Source organism: Streptomyces virginiae (assembly GCF_000720455.1).
Taxonomy (GTDB): Bacteria; Actinomycetota; Actinomycetes; order Streptomycetales; family Streptomycetaceae; genus Streptomyces; species Streptomyces virginiae.
Map to the genome: position 1 here is coordinate 26202 of NZ_JOAK01000001.1, position 22785 is coordinate 48986.

A 22785-nucleotide genomic window follows, 5' to 3' on the forward strand; every position below is an offset into this window, starting at 1 on the left:
GCCCGGCGCAGGTTGAGCCAGGGCTACGGGCGACGGAGTGCGTCGGCGGCGTCCGTACCGCCCGCGAGCTCGGTCTCCAGGAGCTGCTTGCCGAGGAGCTGCGGGTCGGGGAGCTCCATCGGGTACTCGCCGTCGAAGCAGGCACGGCAGAGGTTGGGCTTCTGGATCGTCGTCGCCTCGATCATCGAGTCGAGCGAGATGTAGGAGAGGGAGTCCGCGCCCAGGGACGTGGCGATCTCGTCGACCGTCATGCCGTTGGCGATGAGCTCGGCCCGGGTGGCGAAGTCGATGCCGAAGAAGCACGGCCACTTCACCGGCGGTGAGGAGATCCGGATGTGGACCTCGGCCGCGCCGGCCTCGCGGAGCATCTTGACCAGTGCGCGCTGGGTGTTGCCGCGGACGATCGAGTCGTCCACGACCACCAGGCGCTTGCCCCGGATGACTTCCTTGAGGGGGTTGAGCTTCAGGCGGATGCCGAGCTGGCGGATCGTCTGCGACGGCTGGATGAAGGTCCGGCCGACGTAGGCGTTCTTGACCAGGCCCGAGCCGTACGGAATCCCGCTGGCCTCGGCGTATCCGACCGCGGCGGGCGTGCCGGATTCCGGCGTCGCTATCACCAGGTCGGCCTCGACGGGGGCTTCCTTGGCCAGGCGCCGGCCCATCTCGACACGCGAGAGGTAGACGTTCCGGCCGGCGATGTCGGTGTCCGGGCGCGCCAGGTAGACGTACTCGAAGACACAGCCCTTGGGCTTCGCTTCCGCGAATCGGGAGGTGCGCAGGCCGTTCTCGTCGATCGCGATGAGCTCGCCCGGCTCGACCTCGCGGACGAAGCTGGCGCCGCAGATGTCGAGGGCGGCGGTCTCGCTCGCGACCACCCAGCCGCGCTCCAGGCGGCCGAGGACCAGCGGGCGGATGCCCTGCGGGTCACGGGCGGTGTAGAGGGTTCCCTCGTCCATGAACACCAGCGAGAAGGCTCCCTTGACCTGCGGGAGGACCTTGGCGGCCGACTCCTCGATGGTCAGGGGCTTGCCGTCTTCGTCCACCTGGCCGGCCAGCAGGGCCGTGACCAGGTCGGTGTCGTTGGTGGCGGCCACCTGGGTGGCACGGCCGTCCTGACGGGGGAGGTCGGCGACCATCTCGGCGAGCTCGGCGGTGTTCACCAGGTTGCCGTTGTGACCCAGGGCCAGGGAGCCGTGGGCGGTCGCGCGGAAAGTGGGCTGCGCGTTCTCCCACACGGATGCGCCGGTGGTCGAATAGCGGGCGTGACCGACCGCGATATGACCTTGGAGCGAACCGAGGGAGGTTTCGTCGAAGACCTGGGAAACGAGGCCCATGTCCTTGAAGACGAGGATCTGGGAACCGTTGCTCACAGCGATTCCCGCGGACTCTTGTCCACGGTGCTGCAGCGCATACAGTCCGAAGTAGGTGAGCTTGGCGACCTCTTCACCCGGAGCCCAGACACCGAAGACGCCGCAAGCGTCCTGGGGGCCCTTTTCGCCGGGGAGCAGGTCGTGGTTGAGTCGTCCATCACCACGAGGCACGCTTCCGAGTGTAGGCGAGATCGACCACTGGTCCGAATTGGGGACGGCCGGGAAATGTCACAGCACAGAGGGTGACGGGACGCCTCCGTCTCGGTATTCGGATCACCTTGTTGACATCTACGAAGCCATTCGTACAGGCTCTCGGTCCATGCAGCCTCTCGGTGACCGCACCGTCACCCTCGTCGAGCGCCGGCACGTGGACCTGGTCCGTGTCGCGAGCGCCATCTGTCGCTGCTGCGCGTAGTCACAACTCTTCCTCTCCTCTTCCCCTTTCCGTTCCGCCCCGCCCTGCTCCGCCGTGCCGCGCGCCGTCCCGCGCCCCGCCCGGAGCCGGCCGGTGGACCGTGCCTTGGAGTACCTGTGTCTTCGTACGAGAACGAGCTGTCCCGGCGTGCCTTCACGGGCGCCGTCGGCGTGACCGCGGCCGCCGCCGCCGTGGGCCTGGGCGCCGCCCCCGCCCAGGCCGCCGAGGACCGGCAGGCGGGCCCCGCGGAGCGGGAGTTCCGGGCCTCCCGGAGCCGCCCGTCACGCCGGCCGAACGTCCTGTTCATCCTGGGGGACGACCTGGGCTGGGCCGATCTCTCCGCCTACGGCTCCCCGCACATCGAGACCCCGAACCTGGACCGGCTCGCCCGCCAGGGCGTCCGCTTCACCGACGCCTACTCGGGCTCCGCGACCTGCTCGCCGACCCGCTTCAGCCTCTACACCGGCCGCTACCCGGCCCGGACCAGGGGCGGGCTGGCCGAGCCGATCGCCGACAAGTCCGCGGGGCTGGAGCCCACCCACCCCACCCTGGCCTCGCTACTGAAGGCCTCCGGCTACGCGACCGCCCTGATCGGCAAGTGGCACGCCGGCTACCTGCCCGACTACAGCCCGACGAAGTCCGGCTGGGACGAGTTCTTCGGCAACTTCGGCGGGGCCCTGGAGTACTACTCCAAGCTGGGCCTGGGCGGCGAGTACGACCTCTACGAGGGCGACGCCGAGTACAAGGACCTGCGCTACTACACGCGGATCATCACCGAGCGGGCGAGCGAGTACGTCTCCCGCGACCACCACGGCAAGCCCTGGCTGCTGAACCTGAACTTCACCACCCCGCACTGGCCGTGGATCGCCGACGGGGACACCGCGCAGAGCGCCGAGATCGTCCGGCGGATCAAGGCGGGCGACGGGCGCGCCCTGTGGCACCAGGACGGCGGTTCGGTCGAGAAGTACAAGCAGATGGTCGAGGACCTCGACCGGTCGGTCGGCGAGGTCCTGGGGGCCCTCAAGCGCTCCGGCCAGGAGGAGCACACCGTCGTGGTGTTCTCCAGCGACAACGGCGGGGAGCGGTTCTCCTACAACTGGCCGCTGTCGGGCAACAAGGCCTCCCTCCAGGAGGGCGGCATCCGGGTCCCGAACATCGTGCGCTGGCCGGCCCGGCTGGACGGCGGGCAGGTCAGCCACGTGCCGGTGTTCAGCCCGGACTGGACCGCGACCCTGCTGGAGCTCGCCGGCGCCCGCCCGCACCCGGCCTACCCCCTGGACGGCGTGAGCCTGGCCGGATACCTGCTGCGCGGCGAGAAGGTCGCCCAGCGGGACCTGTTCTGGCGGGTCCGCGGAGAGCGGGCACTGCGCCGCGGGGACTGGAAGTACTACCGCGGCAAGACGGGCCGCGACCAGCTGTTCAACCTGGCCGGGGACATCCGCGAACAGGCCGACAAGGCCGCCGTGGAACCGGCCCGGCTGGCGGAGCTGCGCGCCGCCTGGGAGGCCGTGGACGCGGGCCTGCTGCCCTACCCGGCCTAAGGTCGTGGCTCTGCGGCCTTGATCCCCCGCAGACCCCGACCGTCCGCGCTATTCGGCGTCGGACGGCGCCTCGGCGATCAGGCCCTTGCCGTCCGCGGCGGTGAGGGTCAGCCGGCGGCCCTCGATCCTGGAGACGAGGGGGCCGCTCGCGAGCAGGTCGGTCAGCTTCTGCTCGACCTCGCCCGCCGGGCCGTCGCACGCCATCCGCGTGGTGGTGAGCGGCCCGAAGGTGAGCCGGTCGCCGTCGCGGGTGACCTGGGCGCTGAACCGGTTGCAGCCGAGGGTCCCGCTCACCGACAGGTCGGCGGCGACGGTGAACCGGGCCGTGCCGGCGGCCCCGGCGGGCAGCGAGGACACCGACTCGCCGCTGATCAGGGACTGCACGGTCCACTCGACCGTGGTCAGCGGTGCGTCCGGGACGGCGGGCTGCGAGGTCATGGCGATCGTGCTCCCGTCGGCCGTCTTCAGGGTGAGCCGGTCGGGCCCCCGGTCGATGGTCAGCCGTCCGGTGAACAGCTTGGCGAAGGCCGTCTCGAACTCCATGTCCGCGCAGGCCCTGGTGGTCGTGGCGCCGGGGGTCACGGTCACCGCGGAGGTGCCCGCGAAGGACAGGGCCGCCGTGAAGCCGTTGCAGCCGTAGTTGCCCTTGGCCTGGTTCTCGCCGATGTCGAGACGGGCCGTTTCGGGGGCGTGCAGGGTGCGGCCGCCCGTGGTCAGGGACTCGACGGACCAGCGGCCCACGGGGTCGGGGAGCACCGCTCCCGAGCCGGCGCCCTGCCCGTCCTGGCCGCAGCCGGCCGCCGCGAGCGCGAGTACGAGGGCCAGCCCCGCGGGGATGTGGACGTGCCGGAGGGTACGCATGCCCCTGGGACGAACGCGCCGAGCGGTCGGTTCCCTCACGTTCGCGGCCCCCGCTCAGCTCATCAGGGGGAGCAGCGCCGACAGGTCGGCCCGCTCGCCGCCGGCCCGTACGTGGGCCCCGTCGAGCGCCGCGGCCCAGTCCGTACGGCCGGTCGCGAGCCGGATCCAGGTCAGCGGGTCGGTCTCCACCACGTTCGGCGGGGTGCCGCGGGTGTGGCGCGGGCCCTCGATGCACTGGACCACCGCGAAGGGCGGGATGCGTACCTCGACCGACCCGCCCGGGGCCCGCAGGGCCAGGGAGTCGGCGAGCAGCCGGGTACAGGCGGCCAGCGCCTGCCGCTCGATCGGGACGTCCAGGCCGGCGGCCCGGTTCAGGTCGTCGGTGTGGACCACCAGTTCCACGGTCCGGGTGACCAGGAAGTCGGCCAGGGTCATGTCCCCGATCCACAGCTGGAGCACGCGGCCGCCCGGGTTCGCCGCGAGCTCCCGGGCCATGGCGGTGGCCGCCCGGTCGTACAGCTCGGGCAGGGGCGCGCCGGTCAGGGTCTCCCGGGCCGCCTCGGAGATCTTCCCGGCGAGGGAGGCGGTGGCGAAGGGCCATTCGACGGCGGTCAGTTCGGGGACGGCGGCGGGCGGCCGCGCCAGGCCCGCGGCCAGCGAGTCCGCGATCCACGCGATGTGCGCGGCGAGGTCGGCGACGGTCCAGTCCCCGAGCCCGCTGGGGCCCGCCAGCTGCTCGGGGCCCAACTCCCCCACGGCCCGTGCGACATGGTCGAACTGTGCGGTCACGGCCGCCCTGATCTTTGCGTCGTCGTACCTGCGGGTCTTGGGTGCCATGCCGGGAGTCTGCCCGATCAGTCGCCGCCTCCGCAGCCGCCACCGCAGCTGCTGCCGCAACTGCTGGAGCAGCCGCCGGAGCCGCAGCCGCCGGAGGAGCCGCAGGAACTCCCCGAGCTGCTCGACCGCTCCGCCGCGCGCTGCCTGCGCTTGTCCTCCTCCGCCCGCCGCTGGAGGGTGTACGAGGTGCCCGCCGGCCGCCACGACCGCAGGCGGTGCCGGCGGAAGGGCATCAGCGGCACGGCGCGGACGGCGTCGGTGATCGTGCTGTCGCCGTGGTAGACGGCGTACCGCAGGAGCACCTCGGCCCCCTCGCGGGGCACCCCGTACAGGAGCGCCTCGTAGGGCTCGGAGCTCGGGTCGATGTCGTGGTGGTCGGCCCGCAGCCGGCTCTCCGCACCCCCGAGGAGGGTCTGGGCGGGACGGCTGCGGTAGCCGTCGTCGAAGCGGTCCCGGAACGCGATCAGCGGCGGGGCCGTGGTGGTCTCGGCGTCGGCCACCAGCCAGCCGGGACCGAGGAGCACCTTGCGCACCCCGACGCGCATCACCGGCTGCGGGCCGTCGTGCAGCGTGCGGGCGGCGCGGCGCGCCGCGAGGCCGCGGCCGAGCAGCGGGACGCCGGGGACGAGCAGGATCATGGCCAGGACCTGCGGGCCCGTCCCGTCGAAGGGGTCCCGCGGGCTCGCCGCGAGGTCCTGCGTGAGGACCCACACCAGCAGGGCGGCGGCGGCGAGGCACAGCGCCGCCCCGCTGACGAGGAGCCCTCGCCCGCGGCGGCGGTGGCCGTCCGGCAGGTCCTCGGGAATCACCGCGCGGGTGTCACCGGCGGCGGCGAGGAACAGCTCGCGCTGCCGCCGCCGCGAGCGCAGCCGGAGCACGGACCCGGCGAACGCCCAGGCGCAGAGGGCGAGCACCAGCACGCCGCCGACCGGCCCGGGGCCCTCGGCGGGGTCGAGGGCGTAGAGGTTCCGCACGGAGTCCGCAGCGATCACGGGGGTGGACAGGAGGGTGGCGGCGGGCAGGAACCGGTACCAGGCGGGAAGGGACACCAGGAGCACGGCCGGCGCGTATCCGGCCCACGAGGTGCCGTGTTCCGGGGTCTCGGAGGCGCTCCAGGCGAGGAGGACGAGGGAGAGGAGCACCAGCGGCGCGAGGATCCAGCCGACGGTGACCGGGGCGAAGGCGGCCGGAACGCGTGCGTCGAGCCAGCGCCGGGCGTCCTTGACGTGCCAGTGAGGGGCGCCGCCGTCGGGTATCGCGGCGTCCGGCAGGTTCTTGACGATGCTCACGCGGTCAGTATGGGGAGCGCTTCTCCGGGCGGGTACGGCCGTCGTGCCACGGAATCGCTACGGCCGGTTGGCCGGGCGGCCAAGGCCGGGGCCCGCACGGAAATCCGTGCGGGGCCCCGGTCGTGTTCTCGCCGTCGATCAGGCCAGCAGGGCCGGGATCGTCGCCTCGTGGGCCTCGCGGAGCTCGGCCAGGGGCAGGCTGAACTCGCCCTGGATCTCGATCTCGTCGCCGTCCACCACACCGATGCGGGCGACCGGCAGGCCGCGCGCACCGCACATGTCGGTGAAGCGGAGCTCCTCGCTGCGCGGGACGGCCACGATGGCGCGGCCCGCGGACTCGGAGAAGAGGAACGTGAAGGCGTCCAGGCCCTCGGGGACCACGACGCGGGCGCCGTTGCCGCCCTTGAGGCAGGACTCGGTCAGCGCCTGGATGACACCGCCGTCGGACAGGTCGTGCGCGGCGTCGATCATGCCGTCGCGCGAGGCGGAGATCAGGATCTCGGCGAGCAGCTTCTCGCGGCCCAGGTCCACCTTCGGCGGCATCCCGCCGAGGTGGTCGTGGACGACCTGCGACCACGCCGAGCCGCCGAACTCCCCGGCGGTGTCGCCGAGCAGGTACAGCAGCTGGCCGGCCTCCGCGAACGCCATCGGCGTACGGCGGTTGACGTCGTCGATCACACCGAGCACGGCCACGACCGGGGTCGGGTGGATCGCGACGTCGCCGGTCTGGTTGTAGAGCGAGACGTTGCCGCCGGTCACCGGGGTGCCCAGCTCCAGGCAGCCGTCCGCGAGACCGCGGGTGGCCTCGGCGAACTGCCACATGACGCCCGGGTCCTCGGGGGAGCCGAAGTTCAGGCAGTCGGAGATCGCCAGGGGCTTGGCGCCGGTCGCGGCGACGTTGCGGTACGCCTCGGCCAGGGCCAGCTGCGCACCCGTGTACGGGTCGAGCTTGGCGTAGCGGCCGTTGCCGTCGGTGGCCATGGCGACGCCGAGGTTGGACTCCTCGTCGATGCGGACCATGCCCGCGTCCTCGGGCTGCGCCAGGACGGTGTTGCCCTGCACGAAGCGGTCGTACTGGTCGGTGACCCAGGACTTGGAGGCCTGGTTCGGGGAGGAGACCAGGGCCAGGACCTGGGCGCGCAGCTCCTCGGAGGTCTGCGGGCGGGGCAGCTTGCCCGCGTCGTCGGCCTGGAGCGCGTCCTGCCAGTCGGGGCGGGCGTAGGGGCGGTTGTAGACCGGGCCCTCGTGGGCGACGGTGCCCGGGGGCACGTCCACGATCTGCTCGCCGTGCCAGAAGATCTCCAGGCGCTCGCCGTCGGTCACCTCACCGATGACGGTGGCGATGACGTCCCACTTCTCGCAGATCTCCATGAAGCGGTCGACGTGCTGCGGCTCGACGATCGCGCACATGCGCTCCTGCGACTCGCTCATGAGGATTTCCTCGGGCGAGAGCGTCGCATCGCGCAGCGGGACGGTGTCGAGCTCGACGCGCATGCCGCCGGAGCCGGCCGAGGCCAGCTCGGAGGTGGCGCAGGACAGGCCGGCGCCGCCGAGGTCCTGGATGCCCGCGACCAGCTTCTCCTTGAAGATCTCCAGGGTGCACTCGATGAGGAGCTTCTCCTGGAAGGGGTCGCCGACCTGGACGGCGGGGCGCTTGGTCGGCTTGGAGTCGTCGAACGTCTCCGAGGCCAGCACGGACACGCCTCCGATGCCGTCGCCGCCCGTGCGGGCGCCGTAGAGGATGACCTTGTTGCCGGGGCCGGAGGCCTGGGCGAGGTGGATGTCCTCGTGCTTCATGACGCCGATGCAGCCGGCGTTGACGAGCGGGTTGCCCTGGTAGCAGGCGTCGAAGACGACCTCGCCGCCGATGTTGGGCAGGCCCAGGCAGTTGCCGTAGCCGCCGATGCCCGCGACGACGCCCGGCAGGACGCGCTTGGTGTCGGGGTGGTCGGCCGCGCCGAAGCGCAGCGGGTCGACGACGGCGACCGGGCGGGCGCCCATGGCGAGGATGTCGCGGACGATGCCGCCGATGCCGGTGGCCGCGCCCTGGTAGGGCTCGATGTAGCTCGGGTGGTTGTGCGACTCGACCTTGAAGGTGACCGCGTAGCCCTGGCCGACGTCGACGACGCCGGCGTTCTCGCCGATGCCGACGAGCATGGCGTCGTTCTGGGGGGCCTTCTCCCCGAACTGCTTCAGGTGGACCTTGCTGCTCTTGTACGAGCAGTGTTCGGACCACATGACCGAGTACATGGCGAGCTCGGCGCCGGTCGGGCGGCGGCCGAGGATCTCCCGGATCCGGGCGTACTCGTCCTCCTTGAGGCCGAGCTCCTTCCAGGGCTGGGAGGCGTCCGGGGTTTCGGTGGCGTTCTTGACGGTGTCGAGGCTCATGCGCTGACCAGCTTCTTCAGGACCGACGTGAAGAACGGGAGGCCGTCGGTGCCGCCGGTTCCGATCAGCGGCTCGACCGCGTGCTCGGGGTGCGGCATGAGGCCGACGACGTTGCCCTGGGCGTTGGTGATCCCGGCGATGTCGCGGAGCGACCCGTTCGGGTTCATGTCCAGGTAGCGGAAGGCCACTCGGCCCTCGGCCTCCAGTTCGTCGAGCGTGCGCTCGTCGGCGACGTACCGGCCGTCCATGTTCTTGAGCGGTACGGAGATCTCCTGGCCGGCGGTGTAGTCGCCGGTCCACGCGGTCTCCGCGTTCTCCACCCGCAGCTTCTGGTCGCGGCAGATGAAGTGCAGGTGGTTGTTGCGGAGCATCGCCCCCGGCAGCAGGTGGGCCTCGGTGAGGACCTGGAAGCCGTTGCAGATGCCGAGGACGGGCATGCCGCCCCTGGCCTGCTCGATGATGGTCTCCATCACCGGCGAGAAGCGGGAGATGGCTCCGGCGCGCAGGTAGTCCCCGTAGGAGAAGCCGCCCGCGAGGACGACCGCGTCGACCTGGTGCAGGTCCTTGTCGCGGTGCCAGAGCGAGACCGGCTCGGCCCCCGCGAGGCGGACGGCGCGCAGCGAGTCACGGTCGTCGAGCGTTCCGGGGAACGTGACGACACCGATGCGAGTGGTCACCGTCAGGCCTCGACCTTCACGGTGAAGTCTTCGATGACGGTGTTGGCGAGGAACGTTTCGGCCATCTTGTGGATGCGGTCGAGGGCGGCCTGGTCGACCGGTCCCTCCACTTCCAGTTCGAAGCGCTTCCCCTGACGGACGTCGGCGATGCCCTCGAAGCCCAGGCGCGGCAGTGCACGCTGCACCGCCTGGCCCTGGGGGTCGAGGATCTCCGGCTTGAGCATGACGTCGACTACGACGCGTGCCACTGGCACTCCCGATGAGGTGGTTGGTGCAAGGCGGTTCCATCAGCGTACCCGGCCGAAATTTCTACGCGGGTAGATATCGGACGGCCTTGATCACCGCGCCGTTTCGGCTTCACCAACGCTTCGCAAAATCCCCAGGAAAACCACGTACCCGGCATTGCGGCGGGACACGCGGAGAGAATTAACTGAGCTTCGCAATGCAATGGGAATCGAGGTACAAAGGAATCAACCGGGATTCCGGCCCAAAGTTGCATTGCCCCAAAACATCCGAACAGGCGACATCGCCGCACGTCAGCAGCTGGCGGCGTCGCACGAAGGGACCGATATCCGTGGCGCAGCGCGTAGTGGTCACGCTCTCCGACGACATCGATGGCGGAGAAGCGGCGGAAACGGTCATGTTCGCCCTGGACGGTAAGTCGTACGAGATCGACCTCAATGTGGCCAACGCAAAGAAACTGCGGAAGAGCCTGGAGCCGTTCGTGGCCGCCGGCCGCCGCCAGTCGCGCTCGGGGAAGACCTTCAAGCACACCTCGGTCGCCCCCGACCCGGCGGTCGTCCGCGCGTGGGCCCGGTCCAACCAGCACGACGTGCCGCCGCGGGGCCGCATCCCCAAGAAGATCTACGAGGCCTACAACGCGGCCCACTGAGGGCCGATTTGCCATCCACCCCCTCCCTTCGGCTAATGTGTGGATCACGCCGAGGGGCGAGGCCGCAGGTCAGAGCCTCCGAGGTCGTGCGGGTGTAGTTCAGTAGCAGAACATCCCTCTTCCAGAGGGAAGGCGCAGTGTGCGATTCCTGTCACCCGCTCTGCATGACTTTCCGACCACTCCGGTGGATCGGGTACAGTGATGCACGTACTGCCCCGGCAGTGCACTGCTTGCGGACGTAGCTCAGTTGGTAGAGCACCACCTTGCCAAGGTGGATGTCGCGCGTTCGAGTCGCGTCGTCCGCTCTGTGAGCAGAAGGCCCCGATCATTACGATCGGGGCCTTCTTCGTATTTCCCCTCGTCCTGCCCGCCGGGCCTCCTGACAAATGTCATCGCCGGCCATGACAGCGCGCACTGCCGACCCGCTCCGGGCGCCGCGACGCTGGAGTCATGACTGACAGCGTGATCGAAGCGCGGGACCTGCGCCGCGGCTACTCCGGGGGATTCGAGGCCGTACGGGGCGTCTCCTTCTCCGTGGCACGGGGCGAGGTCTTCGCCCTGCTCGGCACCAACGGCGCCGGCAAGACCTCCACCGTCGAACTGCTGGAGGGACTGGCCGCGCCGAGCGGCGGGCAGGTCCGCGTCTTCGGCCTCGACCCGTACGCCCGGCGGGCCGAGGTCCGGCCGCGCACCGGGGTCATGCTCCAGGAGGGCGGGTTCCCCTCCGACCTGTCGGTCACCGAGACCGTGCGGATGTGGGGCGGCGTCACCACCGGTGCCCGCCCGGCGGCCGAGGTGCTGCAGCTGGTCGGCCTGACGGCACGGTCCTCCGTACGCGTGAAGCAGCTGTCCGGCGGTGAACGGCGCCGCCTGGACCTGGCACTGGCCCTGCTCGGCCGGCCCGAGGTGCTCTTCCTGGACGAGCCCACCACCGGCATGGACCCCGAAGGGCGCCGGGACACCTGGGCCCTCGTCCGCGAGCTGCGGGAACAGGGCACCACGGTGCTGCTGACCACGCACTACCTGGAGGAGGCCGAGGAGCTCGCGGACCGCCTCGCGATCCTCCACGACGGCGAGCTCGTCCTGTCCGGCACCCCGGCCGAGGTGACCGCCACCCGGCCGGCCCGGATCCGTTTCACCCTGCCCGCCGGGGTGCCCGCGGCCCGGCTCCCGCTGACGCTGCGGGCGGCGGCCTCAGGCCAGCGCGTGGAGATCCGTACCCAGCGCCTCCAGGCGGACCTGACCGAGCTGCTCGGCTGGGCCCGGGAGACCGGCGTGGAACTGGCCGGGCTCGACGCCCGGTCCGCCTCCCTGGAGGAGGCCTTCCTGGAGATCGCCCACAGCCGCCGCGGCGCCGGCGACCGTACCGAGGACACGATGGCGGGGACCCGATGAACACGCTCACCCTGAACGCCGGCCGGATCACCGCACTCGGCCGCTCCGAACTCACCCTGCTGGTGCGCAACCGGGCCACGCTCACCCTGGCCCTGCTGATGCCGCTGATGATGGTGTTCATCCTGCGCTCCTCCCTCGGCGACTCCGAGGGCGCGCAGACGGTCGGCGAGGCCACCCTGACCGGCGGGATCGGCATGGTGCTGCTCCTCGTCGTCCACATGAACCTGGTCTCCTCCTACGTCGCGCGCCGCGAGGAACTCGTCCTGAAGCGGCTGCGGACCGGCGAGGCGAGCGACGTGGAGATCCTGTCCGGGACCGCGCTGCCCGCCGCCGCTCTGGCCCTCGCGCAGATCGCCGTCCTCGCCGTCGCCGGGGCCGCCGTCCTGGACGTGGCGGTGCCGCGGAACCCGCTGCTGATCCTGGTGGCCGTCCTGGCCGGCGTCCTGCTGCTCGCCGCGCTGTCCGCGGTGACCAGCTCCTTCACCCGCACCGTGGAGACGGCGGGACTCACCACGCTGCCGCTGTTCCTGGTGAGCGTGCTCGGCTCGGGGATGTTCGCACCGGTGGACTCCCTGCCGGACGCGGTCGCCCGGGTGTGCGAACTGCTGCCGCTGAGCGGTGTGATGACGCTCGTACGGGCCGGCTGGAGCGGCGGCGCGGCGGGCGGGGACCTGCTGGGAGCCGGGCTCACCACGCTGGCCTGGATCGTGATCAGCGTGTTTGCTGTCCAGCGGTGGTTCCGCTGGGAACCGCGTCGCTAGAACGAGTCGGGGGACGGGCCCAGTGCCGAAGTTGACGGGGTGGTGGAAGAACCGCAGCAGTGCGGGGAAGGTCGAGCTGTACACGCGGGGGTCGTTCCACCTCTTCGTGCTCCTGGAGATCACCTCGTTCGGGGTGGCCCCCGTGGCCTCCGCGGCCGGGAAGTCCTCCTACGTGGTGCCGTTGTCGCTCTTCCTGCTGCTGTGCGCCCACGCGGTCCTGTGCGGGGTGCTCACGTCCAAGGCGCTGCACTGGGTGGTGGGGCGGCGCGAGCGCCCCACCCGGCTGGCGGTGACGACGGCCGCCGTGACGGCCGCGTGCGCCCTGGGGGTACTGGTCCTCCGGGTGACCGGCCACATCTGGGAACCGGCGGTGGCGCCGACGCTGGTGGCGGGCCTGACCTGGTTCGCCTCCGGATCCCTGGTGCTGTGCCTGCGGTCGGTCAAGCGCATGTGGTTCGTCCCGTCGGCGGCGGCGGTCGCGACGGGGCTGGCCGTCCTGGCCGTGGGCATGCCGGCCACGAAGGCGCTCGGGTACGCCGTCGGCGTGCTGCTGGGCAGCCTGTTCTTCGGCGCCACCTGCGGGTTCTCGGCCTGGCTGTTGACCACCGTCTACGAGCTGGACCGCTCGCGCGAGGTCCAGGCCCGCCTCGCGGTGGCGGAGGAGCGGCTGCGCTTCGGCCGTGACCTGCACGACGTGATGGGCCGCAACCTGGCGGTCATCGCCCTCAAGAGCGAGCTGGCGGTGCAGCTGGCCCGCCGCGAACGGCCGGAGGCCGTGGAGCAGATGATCGAGGTCCAGCGGATCGCCCAGGAGTCCCAGCGGGAGGTACGGGACGTGGTGCGGGGCTACCGGGAGGCGGACCTCGCGGTGGAGCTGGAGGGTGCGCGCGGGGTGCTCAGCGCGGCCGGGATGGACTGCCGCGTCGACTTCGGCGCCGGACCCGAACTGCCCGCCGAGGTGCAGTCGGCGCTCGGCTGGGTGGTCCGCGAGGCCACGACGAACGTACTGCGGCACGGGGACGCACAGCGCTGCCTGATCCGGCTGACCGCCCTGGAGGGCGGAGCCGTGACGCTGGTGGTGGAGAACGACGGGGCACCGGAAGCCCCCGCCGGACCGCCCGGCTCGGGCCTGGCCGGGCTGCGCGAACGGCTCGCCGCACTGGACGGGACGCTGCAGGCCGGGCTGGTCGGCGACGGCCGGTTCCGGCTGCGGGCGCAGATCCCGGGCCGACGACTGGAAGAACTGGAGGTGCGGGCGTGAGCCCCGTACGCGTACTGCTCGCCGACGACGAACACCTGATCCGCGGGGCGCTGGCCGCGCTCCTCGCGCTGGAGGACGACCTGCTCGTCGTCGCGGAGGCGGCCTCGGGCCCCGAGGCGCTGGCCATGGCACGGGCGCACCGGCCGGACGTGGCGGTGCTGGACCTGCAGATGCCGGGGGCGGACGGTGTGAGCGTCGCCACAACGCTGCGCGCCGAACTCCCCGACTGCAAGACCATGATCGTGACCAGTCACGGCCGCCCCGGGCACCTGAAGCGGGCCCTGGCCGCGGGGGTGCGGGCCTTCGCCCCGAAGACGGTCTCGGCGCAGCGGCTGGCCGAACTGATCCGGACCGTGCACGCCGGAGGCCGTTACGTGGACCCGGAGTTGGCGGCCGACGCGATCAGCGCGGGGGACTCCCCGCTGACCGCCCGGGAGGCCGAGGTACTGGAGCTGGCGGGTGACGGCGCGCCGATCGCGGAGATCGCGGAGCGGGCCTCGCTCTCTCAGGGGACCGTCCGCAACTACCTGTCCTCGGCGGCCACGAAGCTGGGTGCCGAGAACCGGCACACCGCAGTGCGTCTCGCACGGGAGCGAGGTTGGGTATAGTAGGTCTCGCCTTACGGCGCCTGCGGACATAGCTCAGTTGGTAGAGCACCACCTTGCCAAGGTGGATGTCGCGCGTTCGAGTCGCGTTGTCCGCTCTGTAGGGAAGAAGCCCCGGTCCTCGGACCGGGGCTTCTCTCGTTCCTACACCCAGTCCAGGCCGGTCAGGCGCTCGTACGCCTCGATGTACTTCGCGCGGGTCTGCGCGACGACCTGGGTCGGGAGGGCCGGCGGCGGGAGTTCGCCCTTCGGGTCCCAGCCGGAGGCCGCGGACGCCAGCCAGTCGCGGACGTACTGCTTGTCGAAGGAGGGCTGCGAGCGGCCCGGCTCCCACTGGTCGGCCGGCCAGAAGCGGGAGGAGTCCGGGGTCAGCACCTCGTCCGCGGCGACCAGCGTGCGGTCCTTCGGGTCGAAGCCGAACTCGAACTTGGTGTCGGCCAGGATGATCCCGCGCTCACGGGCGATGTCCCGGGCCCGGGAGTACACGGCGAGGGTGGTCTGGCGCAGCAGCGCGGCCGTCTCGACACCGGTGGTGCGCGCGACCTCCTCGTAGGAGACGTTCTCGTCGTGCTCGCCGACCTCGGCCTTGGCCGCCGGGGTGAAGATCGGGCCGGGCAGCTCGGAGCCGTCCACGAGGCCCTCGGGCAGGCCCAGTCCGCAGACCGTGCGGGTCTGGTTGTACTCGGCGAGGCCGGAGCCGGTGAGGTAGCCGCGGGCCACGCACTCGACCGGGACCATGTCGAGGTTCTTGCAGATCAGCGTGCGGCCGGCCCAGTCGGCGGGAGCACCGGCGGGCAGCTCGGTGGAGATGACGTGGTTCGGGACGAGGTCCGCGAGCTGGTCGAACCACCACAGGGAGAGCTGGGTCAGCACGCGGCCCTTGTCCGGGATCTCGGTGGGCAGGACCCAGTCGAAGGCGGACATACGGTCGCTGGCGACCATGACGAGGCGGCCGTCCTCGTCCTGGTAGAGGTCGCGCACCTTGCCGGTGTGGAGGTGGACGAGGCCCGGAACCTGAACCGGCTCGGGCTTTTCGACGAATCCGGACACGGGGTCTCCCTGTGGTTCTGTATGAAGCGCACACCGATTCTCGCGCACCGGCGCCCCCTGCCGGCGACAGGGGTGCGCCGGGCGCGGGCCGTGTCAGTCGCGCTTGCAGATCCGGTCGAGGAGATTGGCCGTGGCCCGCTGCACGCGTTCGTCGACGTGGCCGGGGCGGTCGAGGGCCGGGGACCAGGCGAACGTGCCGGAGGCGAAGACCAGCGCCCCGCTGGGCGCCCGGTAGAGGGAGGTCTCCTGATGGCGGCGCTGGCCCTCGCTGTCGAGGTACGGGGAGTGCGCGAGCAGGATCCGGTCCTGGTGCTCGGGCAGCTGCGTGCGCGGGAAGTACCGGTCGGCCTCGCCCGCGACCAGGCCCGGCAGCTCGTCGTTCTCGCCGGCGCCGGTGGCGTCCCACAGCCAGTGCGTGGCGTTGCGCACGATCAGCGGCGCCGGGTCGGGGACCCGGCCCGCGTACTGGATGCCGAGCAGCTGCTGCTCCGGGCGGTCGACCTCGCGCCAGAGGCTGGGGCGGCCCGGTCCGCGGCGTTTTCGGCAGGTGAGCAGCCGGTCGTCGACCCCGGAGGGCGACGGGGCCAGCTCGACCTGCCAGTACATCGTGTTCGCGGAGAGGAAGACGAGCGAGGTGCCGTGGTTGCGGGCGCGTTCGACGGTCCGGCGCATCGGGGCCGACCAGTATTCGTCGTGGCCGGGGAAGACCAGGCCGCGGTAGCGGGTGGGGTCGACGCGGCCGGCGTGCAGGTCGCGGGTGTCGGCGTAGGCGATGTCGTAGCCGTAGCGCTCGGCCCAGCGGATGAAGTCGTAGGCGTGGCCGACGTGGAGGGGCAGGCCGGCGCCCGCGTAGGGCCGGTCGAAGGAGACGGTGACGGCCGCGTCCTGCTCGCCGAGGAGCCGGCCCGACTCGTCCCAGGCGTGATAGAGGCTGGCGCCGGTCCGGCCGTCCTCCGGGTAGAGGTTGTACGCCTGCCAGGTGATGTCGGGGAGCAGGAGCAGGAGGTCGGCCGGGTGGTCGTCGCGGACCGTGAAGGGGATGTGGGAGCGGTAGCCGTCGGCGGTGGTCAGGACCGCGACGTACGCCCCGACGCTCCAGTAGGACGGGACCTGCAGGCGCCAGGAGAGCCACCAGTGGTGGCAGGAGACGGTGCGGTCCGCGGCGAGGGGGGCGGGCTGGACGATGCCGGAGAGGCGGGGGCTGGTGGTGATCTTCGAGGCGCCGTCGCCGCCGTAGTGGCCGATCCGGTACACGTCGACGGAGAACTGCTGGGGCGGGTCGACGGTGATGTGGAAGTCGATGGCCTCGCCCGGGGCGACGGCGCCGGTGGAGGCGAAGCCCTTGATCTGGCGGTGCACGTCGTCGGCCGTGCGGGGGCCGCCGTTGCCGCGGGCCCGGGGGATCTGGCCGGTGCCGGCTGCCGCGGCGGCCGGGTCCACGTACCAGGGGACGACCTGGCCGGTGTCGTCGAAGTAGAGCTCGCTGCCCCGGAACCAGGGCAGGGGGCCCTGTCCGAAGGGGTCGTTCACCGCGTGCGCGAGCGCACCCGACTCCCAACGCCGGATCTGGTCCGTACCCATGACCGCTCCCCTCCCTCGCTCCCCCGGCCGGCGTGCATCGCCTCGGTGCGTGGCGCGCGTTGCGCCGGTGCGGCACTTCTCGGACATCCGCTTCGGGAGCATCCAGCCGCGACCGGTCCCAGCACATCACATTACGCACGCACTCCGTCACCGTTCGTCGCGAATTGGCGAGACCAGAACCCCTCAGACGAGACGGACGGGCTTCTCCGTGCGGACGCCCAGGGCCGACAGCCACTCCCGCAGGGGCTCCGGGTCGCCGTCCTCGACCAGGCAGAGCACGCGGGGAGCCAGATCGCTCCGGCGGTCGCCGCCGACCAGCAGGACCGGGCCGTCGAGCCAGTCCATGCCGGGTGCGGCCCCGGCCGAGTCCACGGCGGCGCAGCACACCATCGCCGTCACGTGGTCGGCCAGCAGGTCCCGGCCGCTGCGCGGCGGCTGGAGCGGGAACAGCGGTACGGCGTCCGCGCCGCGGGCCTTGCCGGCCCCGGCCGCGGTGTCCGCGGCCCGCTCCTCGCGGGCCAGGTCGGCGCTGAGCCGGCCGGCCAGGGCCTCGCCGAGCGCCCCTTCTCCCGAGGCGTTCGTCAGGCAGCCCAGCACCCGCTCCAGGGTGGGTCCGGCGAAGCCGTCCACGGCGTGCGGCGCGGCGTCGGCGGCCTCGATCGTGGCCGGTCCCGCCGCACCGGACGGACCGGACGGGGCGGGTGAACCGGCGGCGCCGGCAGCGGCGGGGGCCACCGAGGCGGGGGCGGCAGAACCGGCACCGGCCGGGCTCGCGGAGCCGGCGGACGCGGTGGGTCCGGCGCAGCCGTGCGGCCCGCCGGGCCCGGTGGGCCGGCCCTCCGGGCCGGCGAGCGCGTCCAGTGCCGCGTGCAGGCGGGCCGCCTCGGCACGCCATTTGCGGTCCACGACCTCTTCCGGATACGCCGCCCACTCCACCGGGGACCACTCCGGGCCGGCCTCGGCCGGACCTCCGTGGAAGAGCCGCGCGGCCAGCAGCGAGGTCGCCTCGTCGATCACGCCGGGCTGCTCCAGCAGGTCACAGGCGGGCCGCTCGCCGAGCCGCGAGGTGAAGCCCTCGGCCAGCCGGTCGCGCCGCGACAGCTCGGTCAGCGCCGAGACCACCCCGGCGTCCAGGTGCGCGGGCCAGCGGCCCATCCGCCAGGCGGGCAGCGCCACCCGGGTCAGCAGCCGGTCCCAGCCCGCGTAGGCGAGGCCCACCTGCTCCTGGGCGACGATGCGCAGTCCGTAGTCCACACCCTGTGCACGGTCGGAGGCGGCGGCGGCCACTCCCCGCTCCATCTCGGCGGCGTCCGTCCGGCACAGCCTCAGCAGCAGCCGGGCCGGCGCGGCGATCCAGCCGAGCCCGCGGCGGCCGCCCACGTCCACGGCCGCGTCCAGACCCCGTACGAAGCCACGCGCGTCGGCTATGTCCGGGTGCGCGGAAGGACCCGTACCGGCGACGACCGGCGCGAGGACCGCCCGCAGCTCCGCGACCCGCATCCACCACAGGAACGGCGAGCCGATCACCAGCACCGGAGCCGCGCCGGGCGCGGACTGGGGGCCGCCGGCTATGCCGCCCCGGCGGTGGGCCGCATGGGTGCGGTCCTCCAGCCAGCTGTCGCAGTCCGGTGTCAGGGCTATCGCGGAGGGCGGCGGCACGTCCATCCGGTCGGCCAGGTCCCGCACCAGGCGGTAGAGGTCGGGCGCGGCGGCCTCGGACAGCGGCACCGTCGGCGTCACCGCCGGGCCGGCCCGCAGCACCACCGCCGCGAAGATCCCGCCGAGGAGCAGCACCAGCGCCGCGACCGCGCACACCACGAGGGTCACGGCGGCCCAGGGCTCACCGGCCAGCCGGCCCGTCGCCCGGGCGGCCACCAGCACCACCGCCGCGGCGGCGGGCAGCAGCGCGACGGCCAGGGCCCGGCTGCGCACGCGCAGCACGGCCAGAGCGCGGGACCGCGCGGACGGAACGCCCGCTTCCATGGTCGAACCGAATCCGGACACGGCCGGTCTCACCCCCTCTGCCCTGCGGCTGCGTTGCTCACTCCCCCACTGTGACACCCGCCACTGACATCGCAAGGTCGGTGGGCCAAGTGCCGGAATGCTTGCGCCGCACCCTAGTTGGGGCACGCCCGGGCGTCAGGCAGACGAGGGGACGATCACCCGATGGAATGGCTTTGGGTAAAGCTGGGTGCGTTCGAACGAGGCCGGATGCAGTCGCACGCGGACACGCCCGCGGGCCCGGGCGCGGGAGGTGCGCACCGGGCCCGCGGGTCTGCGGAGCCGCTGGTCAGCCGAGGCCGGCCGCCTTGGCGGCGATGTCCGTACGGTGCTGCGAGCCGTCCAGCCGGATGCGCGCCACCGCCGTATACGCCTTCTCACGGGCCTGCGCCAGATCAGAACCGGTCGCCGTCACCGACAGCACGCGGCCACCCGCACTGACGACGGCGTCGCCCTCGCGCCGGGTCCCGGCGTGCAGCACGTAGGCGTCGGGCTCGTCCTCGGCGGCCACCTCGAGCAGGCCCTCGATCCGGTCCCCGGTGCGGGGCGTCTCGGGGTAGTTGTGCGAGGCGATGACCACGGTGACGGCCGCGTCCTCGCGCCAGACGAGCGGGGGCTGGGCGTCCAGGGTCCCGTTCGCGGCGTTCAGCAGGACGCCCGCGAGCGGGGTGCGCAGCCGGGCCAGGACCACCTGGGTCTCGGGGTCGCCGAAGCGGGCGTTGAACTCGATGACCCGGGTGCCGCGACCGGTGATCGCGAGGCCGGCGTAGAGCAGCCCCGAGAAGGGGGTGCCGCGGCGGCGCAGCTCGTCGACGGTCGGCTGCAGGACCAGCTCCATGACCTCGTCGACCAGCTTCGGGTCGGCCCAGGGCAGCGGGGAGTACGCGCCCATGCCGCCGGTGTTGGGGCCCTGGTCGCCGTCCAGGGCGCGCTTGAAGTCCTGCGCGGGCTGGAGCGGGACCACGGTCACGCCGTCGGTGATGGCGAAGAGGGAGACCTCCGGGCCGTCGAGGTACTCCTCGATGACCACGCGGTCGCAGGCGAGCGCGTGCGCGCGGGCGACGGCCAGGTCGTCGGTGACCACGACGCCCTTGCCGGCCGCGAGACCGTCGTCCTTGACGACGTATGGGGCGCCGAAGGCGTCGAGGGCCGCGTCCACCTCTTCGGGGGTGGTGCAGACGTAGCTGCGCGCGGTCGGGACCCCGGCCGCGGCCATCACGTCCTTGGCGAAGGCCTTGGAGCCCTCCAGCTGCGCCGCCTCGGCGGACGGCCCGAAGACGGGGATCCCGGCGGCGCGCACGGCGTCGGCGACGCCGGCGACCAGCGGGGCCTCCGGTCCGACGACGACCAGGTCGGCGACCAGTTCGGTGGCGAGAGTGGCGACGGCGTCGCCGTCGAGGGCGTCGACCGGGCGCAGCGTGGCCACGTCGGCGATCCCGGCGTTGCCGGGAGCGCAGTACAGGGCGGAGACGGCGGGGTCGAGGGACAGAGAGCGGCACAGGGCGTGTTCGCGGGCGCCGCCGCCGATGACGAGGACCTTCACGCTGCTCAGCCTAGCCCGGCCGGAGCGCCCCTCTTCGTGCGGCCACCCAATCGGGACCGGCTACTCGTTCGTGTATTCCTCCACAACGGTGGCTCCGAGCTCGCGCACGATCAGGTCGTGTCCGGTCAGCGCGCTCTCGACAAGGTCGGGGTCGTCGTCCTCCGCGAAGTCGTCCTCGGGAGCCACCGGCGGGGGCGCCTGCTGTACGGGCGGCGGCGGTGCGGAGGCCGACTGCTGGGGCTGCTGATGCTGCTGGGACTGCTGCTGCGGCGGCGTGGACGGCGCCTGCGGGGCCGGCGCGTGCTGCTGCGGGGGCGGCGGGCTGTAGGCCGGCGCGGGCGCGGACGGCGCCCCGTACGACGGGCCCGGGCCGCCCGCCGGGGCCGGGGAGCCGCCACCCACGACGGCTTCGATCTTCCAGTTGACCTGGAACTGCTCGGCCAGGACCGCCTTGAGCACGTCCTCGCTGCCGCTGCTGGCGAAGTTGTCGCGGGCTCCGGCGTTGGGGAAGCCGAGCTGCAGTGTGGTCCCGTCGAAGCCGGTGACCTGGGCGTTCTGGCTGAGCAGGATCCAGGTGAAACGACGGCGGTTCTTGACCGCCTCCAGGACGCCGGGCCACATCGCCTGGACCTGTCCCGCTCCGGCCGCCATGCCGGGGGAGGGCGCGGGAGCCGGCGCCGCCGCGGCGGCGGACGCCGGTGCTGCGGTGGCCGGAACCCGCGCGGGTGCGGGCATGCCCTGCCCGGGGGCGGCCGCACTGGGCCAGGCACCGGGCGCGGGGGCCGCGGCGGCGGGCCGGGCGGCCGGGGCACCGCTGCCGGGCTGCGCGGCTCCGGGCCACGCGCCGGGCGCGGGCGCGGCCTGGGCGGGCGCGGCTGCCGGGGCGGCGGGCGCGGCCTGGACGGGTGCGGCGGGCGCGGCGGCGGCCGGTACGGCCTCCGGCGGCGCGGGAGCCCGTACCGGCTCGGGAGCGACGGCCGGCGCGACGGGGCCCGGCGCCGGGGTGCGGGCGGCGGCGGCCCGCGCGGCGGCGGGGCCCCCGCCCGGACCGGCGGGTGCCATGGCGTGCGCCTCGGGCCCGGGCACATAGCCCATCGCGGGGGCCACGGCCTGCGGCGCGGCGGCGAAGGCGGCGGCCCCGCTGCGCTCCAGGCGGTCCAGCCGGGCCTGGAAGGAGCGCTCGTCGTCGAAGGCGGCGGGCAGCAGCACGCGGGCGCAGATCAGCTCCAGCTGGAGCCGCGGCGAGGTCGCGCCGCGCATCTCGGTGAGGCCCGCGTTGACGAGGTCGGCGGCGCGGGAGAGCTCGGCGGCCCCGAACACGGACGCCTGGGCCTGCATCCGCTCCACCACATCGGCGGGGGCGTCGATCAGCCCCTTCTCCCCGGCGTCGGGGACGGCGGCGAGGATGACCAGGTCGCGCAGCCGCTCCAGCAGGTCGGCGACGAACCGGCGCGGGTCGTTGCCGCCCTCGACGACCCGGTCGACGACCTCGAAGGCGGCCGCGCCGTCGCCGGAGGCGAAGGCGTCGACGACGGAGTCGAGCAGCGAGCCTTCGGTGTAGCCGAGCAGGGAGGTGGCCATGGCGTACGTCACACCCTCCTCGCCGGCGCCGGCGAGGAGCTGGTCCATGACGGACATCGAGTCACGCACGGAGCCCGCGCCGGCGCGCACCACGAGCGGCAGCACGCCGTCCTCGACCTGGGCGCCCTCCCGGCCGCAGACCTCGCCCAGGTACTCGCGCAGGGTCCCGGGCGGGACCAGGCGGAAGGGATAGTGGTGGGTCCGGGACCGGATGGTCCCGATCACCTTCTCCGGCTCGGTGGTGGCGAAGATGAACTTGAGGTGCTCCGGCGGCTCCTCGACCACCTTCAGCAGGGCGTTGAAGCCCGCCGAGGTGACCATGTGGGCCTCGTCGATGATGTAGATCTTGTAGCGGCTGGACGCCGGGCCGAAGAAGGCCTTCTCGCGCAGGTCACGGGCGTCGTCCACACCACCGTGCGAGGCGGCGTCGATCTCGATGACGTCGATGGACCCCGGCCCGTTCCTGGCGAGGTCCTGGCAGGACTGGCACTCGCCGCAGGGGGTCGGAGTGGGACCCTGCTCACAGTTCAGGCACCGGGCGAGGATGCGCGCGCTGGTGGTCTTTCCACACCCGCGCGGCCCGCTGAACAGGTACGCGTGATTGACCCGGTTGTTCCGCAGGGCCTGCATCAGGGGTGCAGTGACATGCTCCTGACCGATGACCTCGGCGAACGACTCGGGGCGGTAGCGGCGGTACAGCGCAAGGGACGACACGTCTACGAGGTTATCCGGGCCCA

The 22785-nt window shown here is 72.8% G+C and carries 19 protein-coding genes and 3 tRNA genes; 10 read left to right on the forward strand and 12 right to left on the reverse strand.

Annotated features, from left to right (window positions below):
• Nucleotides 1–23: 23 nt before the first annotated feature.
• Entirely contained in the window at nucleotides 24–1541 is a 1518-nt protein-coding gene (gene purF, locus IG86_RS0100140; RefSeq protein ID WP_030816822.1) for an amidophosphoribosyltransferase, read from the reverse strand.
• 148 nt (nucleotides 1542–1689) lie between these two features.
• On the opposite strand from purF, the gene IG86_RS45265 reads away from it, so the two are divergent.
• A complete protein-coding gene (locus IG86_RS45265; protein WP_324610353.1) occupies nucleotides 1690–1785 on the forward strand; it encodes a putative leader peptide in 96 nt (31 codons plus the stop codon).
• Nucleotides 1786–1901: 116 nt separating this feature from the next.
• Nucleotides 1902–3326, forward strand: a complete 1425-nt coding sequence (locus IG86_RS0100145; RefSeq protein ID WP_030816824.1) for a sulfatase-like hydrolase/transferase — start codon at nucleotides 1902–1904, stop codon at nucleotides 3324–3326.
• Between the two features lie 48 nt (nucleotides 3327–3374).
• Here the strand turns inward: IG86_RS0100145 and IG86_RS0100150 are convergent, their stop codons facing one another.
• The 6 genes from IG86_RS0100150 to purS form a co-directional block, all read right to left on the reverse strand.
• On the reverse strand, nucleotides 3375–4187 hold the full coding sequence (locus IG86_RS0100150) for an META domain-containing protein (RefSeq protein WP_030893815.1): 813 nt from the start codon (nucleotides 4185–4187) through the stop codon (nucleotides 3375–3377).
• 54 nt (nucleotides 4188–4241) lie between these two features.
• Nucleotides 4242–5024 carry a maleylpyruvate isomerase family mycothiol-dependent enzyme gene (locus IG86_RS0100155; RefSeq protein WP_030893818.1) on the reverse strand — a complete coding sequence of 261 codons (783 nt, stop codon included), beginning with the start codon at nucleotides 5022–5024 and terminating at the stop codon, nucleotides 4242–4244.
• A 17-nt stretch (nucleotides 5025–5041) separates the two neighbouring features.
• Nucleotides 5042–6313 (reverse strand): hypothetical protein, encoded by a 1272-nt coding sequence (locus IG86_RS43845; RefSeq protein ID WP_051784895.1) that lies wholly within the window; start codon nucleotides 6311–6313, stop codon nucleotides 5042–5044.
• 138 nt (nucleotides 6314–6451) lie between these two features.
• Nucleotides 6452–8701, reverse strand: coding sequence for a phosphoribosylformylglycinamidine synthase subunit PurL (gene purL / locus IG86_RS38255; RefSeq protein WP_037847016.1), 2250 nt, complete (start codon nucleotides 8699–8701; stop codon nucleotides 6452–6454).
• The gene (purQ, locus tag IG86_RS0100170) at nucleotides 8698–9378 is read right to left on the reverse strand and encodes a phosphoribosylformylglycinamidine synthase subunit PurQ (protein ID WP_030664621.1); all 681 of its coding nucleotides are present in this window, start codon (nucleotides 9376–9378) and stop codon (nucleotides 8698–8700) included. The genes purL and purQ overlap by 4 nt, the downstream gene beginning before the upstream one ends.
• Nucleotides 9379–9380: 2 nt before the next feature.
• The gene (gene purS, locus IG86_RS0100175; RefSeq protein ID WP_008740952.1) at nucleotides 9381–9632 is read right to left on the reverse strand and encodes a phosphoribosylformylglycinamidine synthase subunit PurS; all 252 of its coding nucleotides are present in this window, start codon (nucleotides 9630–9632) and stop codon (nucleotides 9381–9383) included.
• Between the two features lie 320 nt (nucleotides 9633–9952).
• On the opposite strand from purS, the gene IG86_RS0100180 reads away from it, so the two are divergent.
• The 8 genes from IG86_RS0100180 (at nucleotide 9953) to IG86_RS0100215 (ending at nucleotide 14390) form a co-directional block, all read left to right on the forward strand.
• Nucleotides 9953–10270 carry a histone-like nucleoid-structuring protein Lsr2 gene (locus IG86_RS0100180; RefSeq protein WP_030664618.1) on the forward strand — a complete coding sequence of 106 codons (318 nt, stop codon included), beginning with the start codon at nucleotides 9953–9955 and terminating at the stop codon, nucleotides 10268–10270.
• Between the two features lie 88 nt (nucleotides 10271–10358).
• Nucleotides 10359–10430, forward strand: a tRNA-Gly gene (locus IG86_RS0100185).
• 72 nt (nucleotides 10431–10502) lie between these two features.
• Nucleotides 10503–10575, forward strand: a tRNA-Gly gene (locus IG86_RS0100190).
• A gap of 145 nt (nucleotides 10576–10720) precedes the next feature.
• The gene (locus IG86_RS0100195; protein ID WP_030816829.1) at nucleotides 10721–11665 is read left to right on the forward strand and encodes an ABC transporter ATP-binding protein; all 945 of its coding nucleotides are present in this window, start codon (nucleotides 10721–10723) and stop codon (nucleotides 11663–11665) included.
• Nucleotides 11662–12426: an ABC transporter permease gene (locus tag IG86_RS0100200; protein WP_030816830.1), complete on the forward strand. Its 765-nt coding sequence runs from the start codon at nucleotides 11662–11664 to the stop codon at nucleotides 12424–12426. Before IG86_RS0100195 ends, IG86_RS0100200 begins: the two co-directional genes overlap by 4 nt.
• A gap of 22 nt (nucleotides 12427–12448) precedes the next feature.
• Nucleotides 12449–13687 carry a sensor histidine kinase gene (locus IG86_RS0100205; RefSeq protein ID WP_037847020.1) on the forward strand — a complete coding sequence of 413 codons (1239 nt, stop codon included), beginning with the start codon at nucleotides 12449–12451 and terminating at the stop codon, nucleotides 13685–13687.
• Complete coding sequence (locus IG86_RS0100210; protein ID WP_030816834.1) at nucleotides 13684–14295, forward strand: response regulator transcription factor; 612 nt, start codon at nucleotides 13684–13686, stop codon at nucleotides 14293–14295. Before IG86_RS0100205 ends, IG86_RS0100210 begins: the two co-directional genes overlap by 4 nt.
• Nucleotides 14296–14317: 22 nt before the next feature.
• A tRNA-Gly gene (locus IG86_RS0100215) sits at nucleotides 14318–14390 on the forward strand.
• 46 nt (nucleotides 14391–14436) lie between these two features.
• Here IG86_RS0100215 and IG86_RS0100220 read toward each other — a convergent pair.
• The 5 genes from IG86_RS0100220 to IG86_RS0100240 form a co-directional block, all read right to left on the reverse strand.
• A complete protein-coding gene (locus IG86_RS0100220; protein WP_030816836.1) occupies nucleotides 14437–15342 on the reverse strand; it encodes a phosphoribosylaminoimidazolesuccinocarboxamide synthase in 906 nt (301 codons plus the stop codon).
• 93 nt (nucleotides 15343–15435) lie between these two features.
• Nucleotides 15436–16923, reverse strand: a complete 1488-nt coding sequence (locus IG86_RS0100225) for a N,N-dimethylformamidase beta subunit family domain-containing protein (protein WP_030816838.1) — start codon at nucleotides 16921–16923, stop codon at nucleotides 15436–15438.
• A gap of 183 nt (nucleotides 16924–17106) precedes the next feature.
• The gene (locus tag IG86_RS0100230) at nucleotides 17107–18906 is read right to left on the reverse strand and encodes a M48 family metalloprotease (protein ID WP_037847023.1); all 1800 of its coding nucleotides are present in this window, start codon (nucleotides 18904–18906) and stop codon (nucleotides 17107–17109) included.
• A gap of 307 nt (nucleotides 18907–19213) precedes the next feature.
• Entirely contained in the window at nucleotides 19214–20467 is a 1254-nt protein-coding gene (gene purD, locus IG86_RS0100235; protein ID WP_030816844.1) for a phosphoribosylamine--glycine ligase, read from the reverse strand.
• Nucleotides 20468–20527: 60 nt separating this feature from the next.
• On the reverse strand, nucleotides 20528–22762 hold the full coding sequence (locus IG86_RS0100240) for a DNA polymerase III subunit gamma and tau (RefSeq protein ID WP_030893823.1): 2235 nt from the start codon (nucleotides 22760–22762) through the stop codon (nucleotides 20528–20530).
• Nucleotides 22763–22785 lie beyond the last annotated feature (23 nt).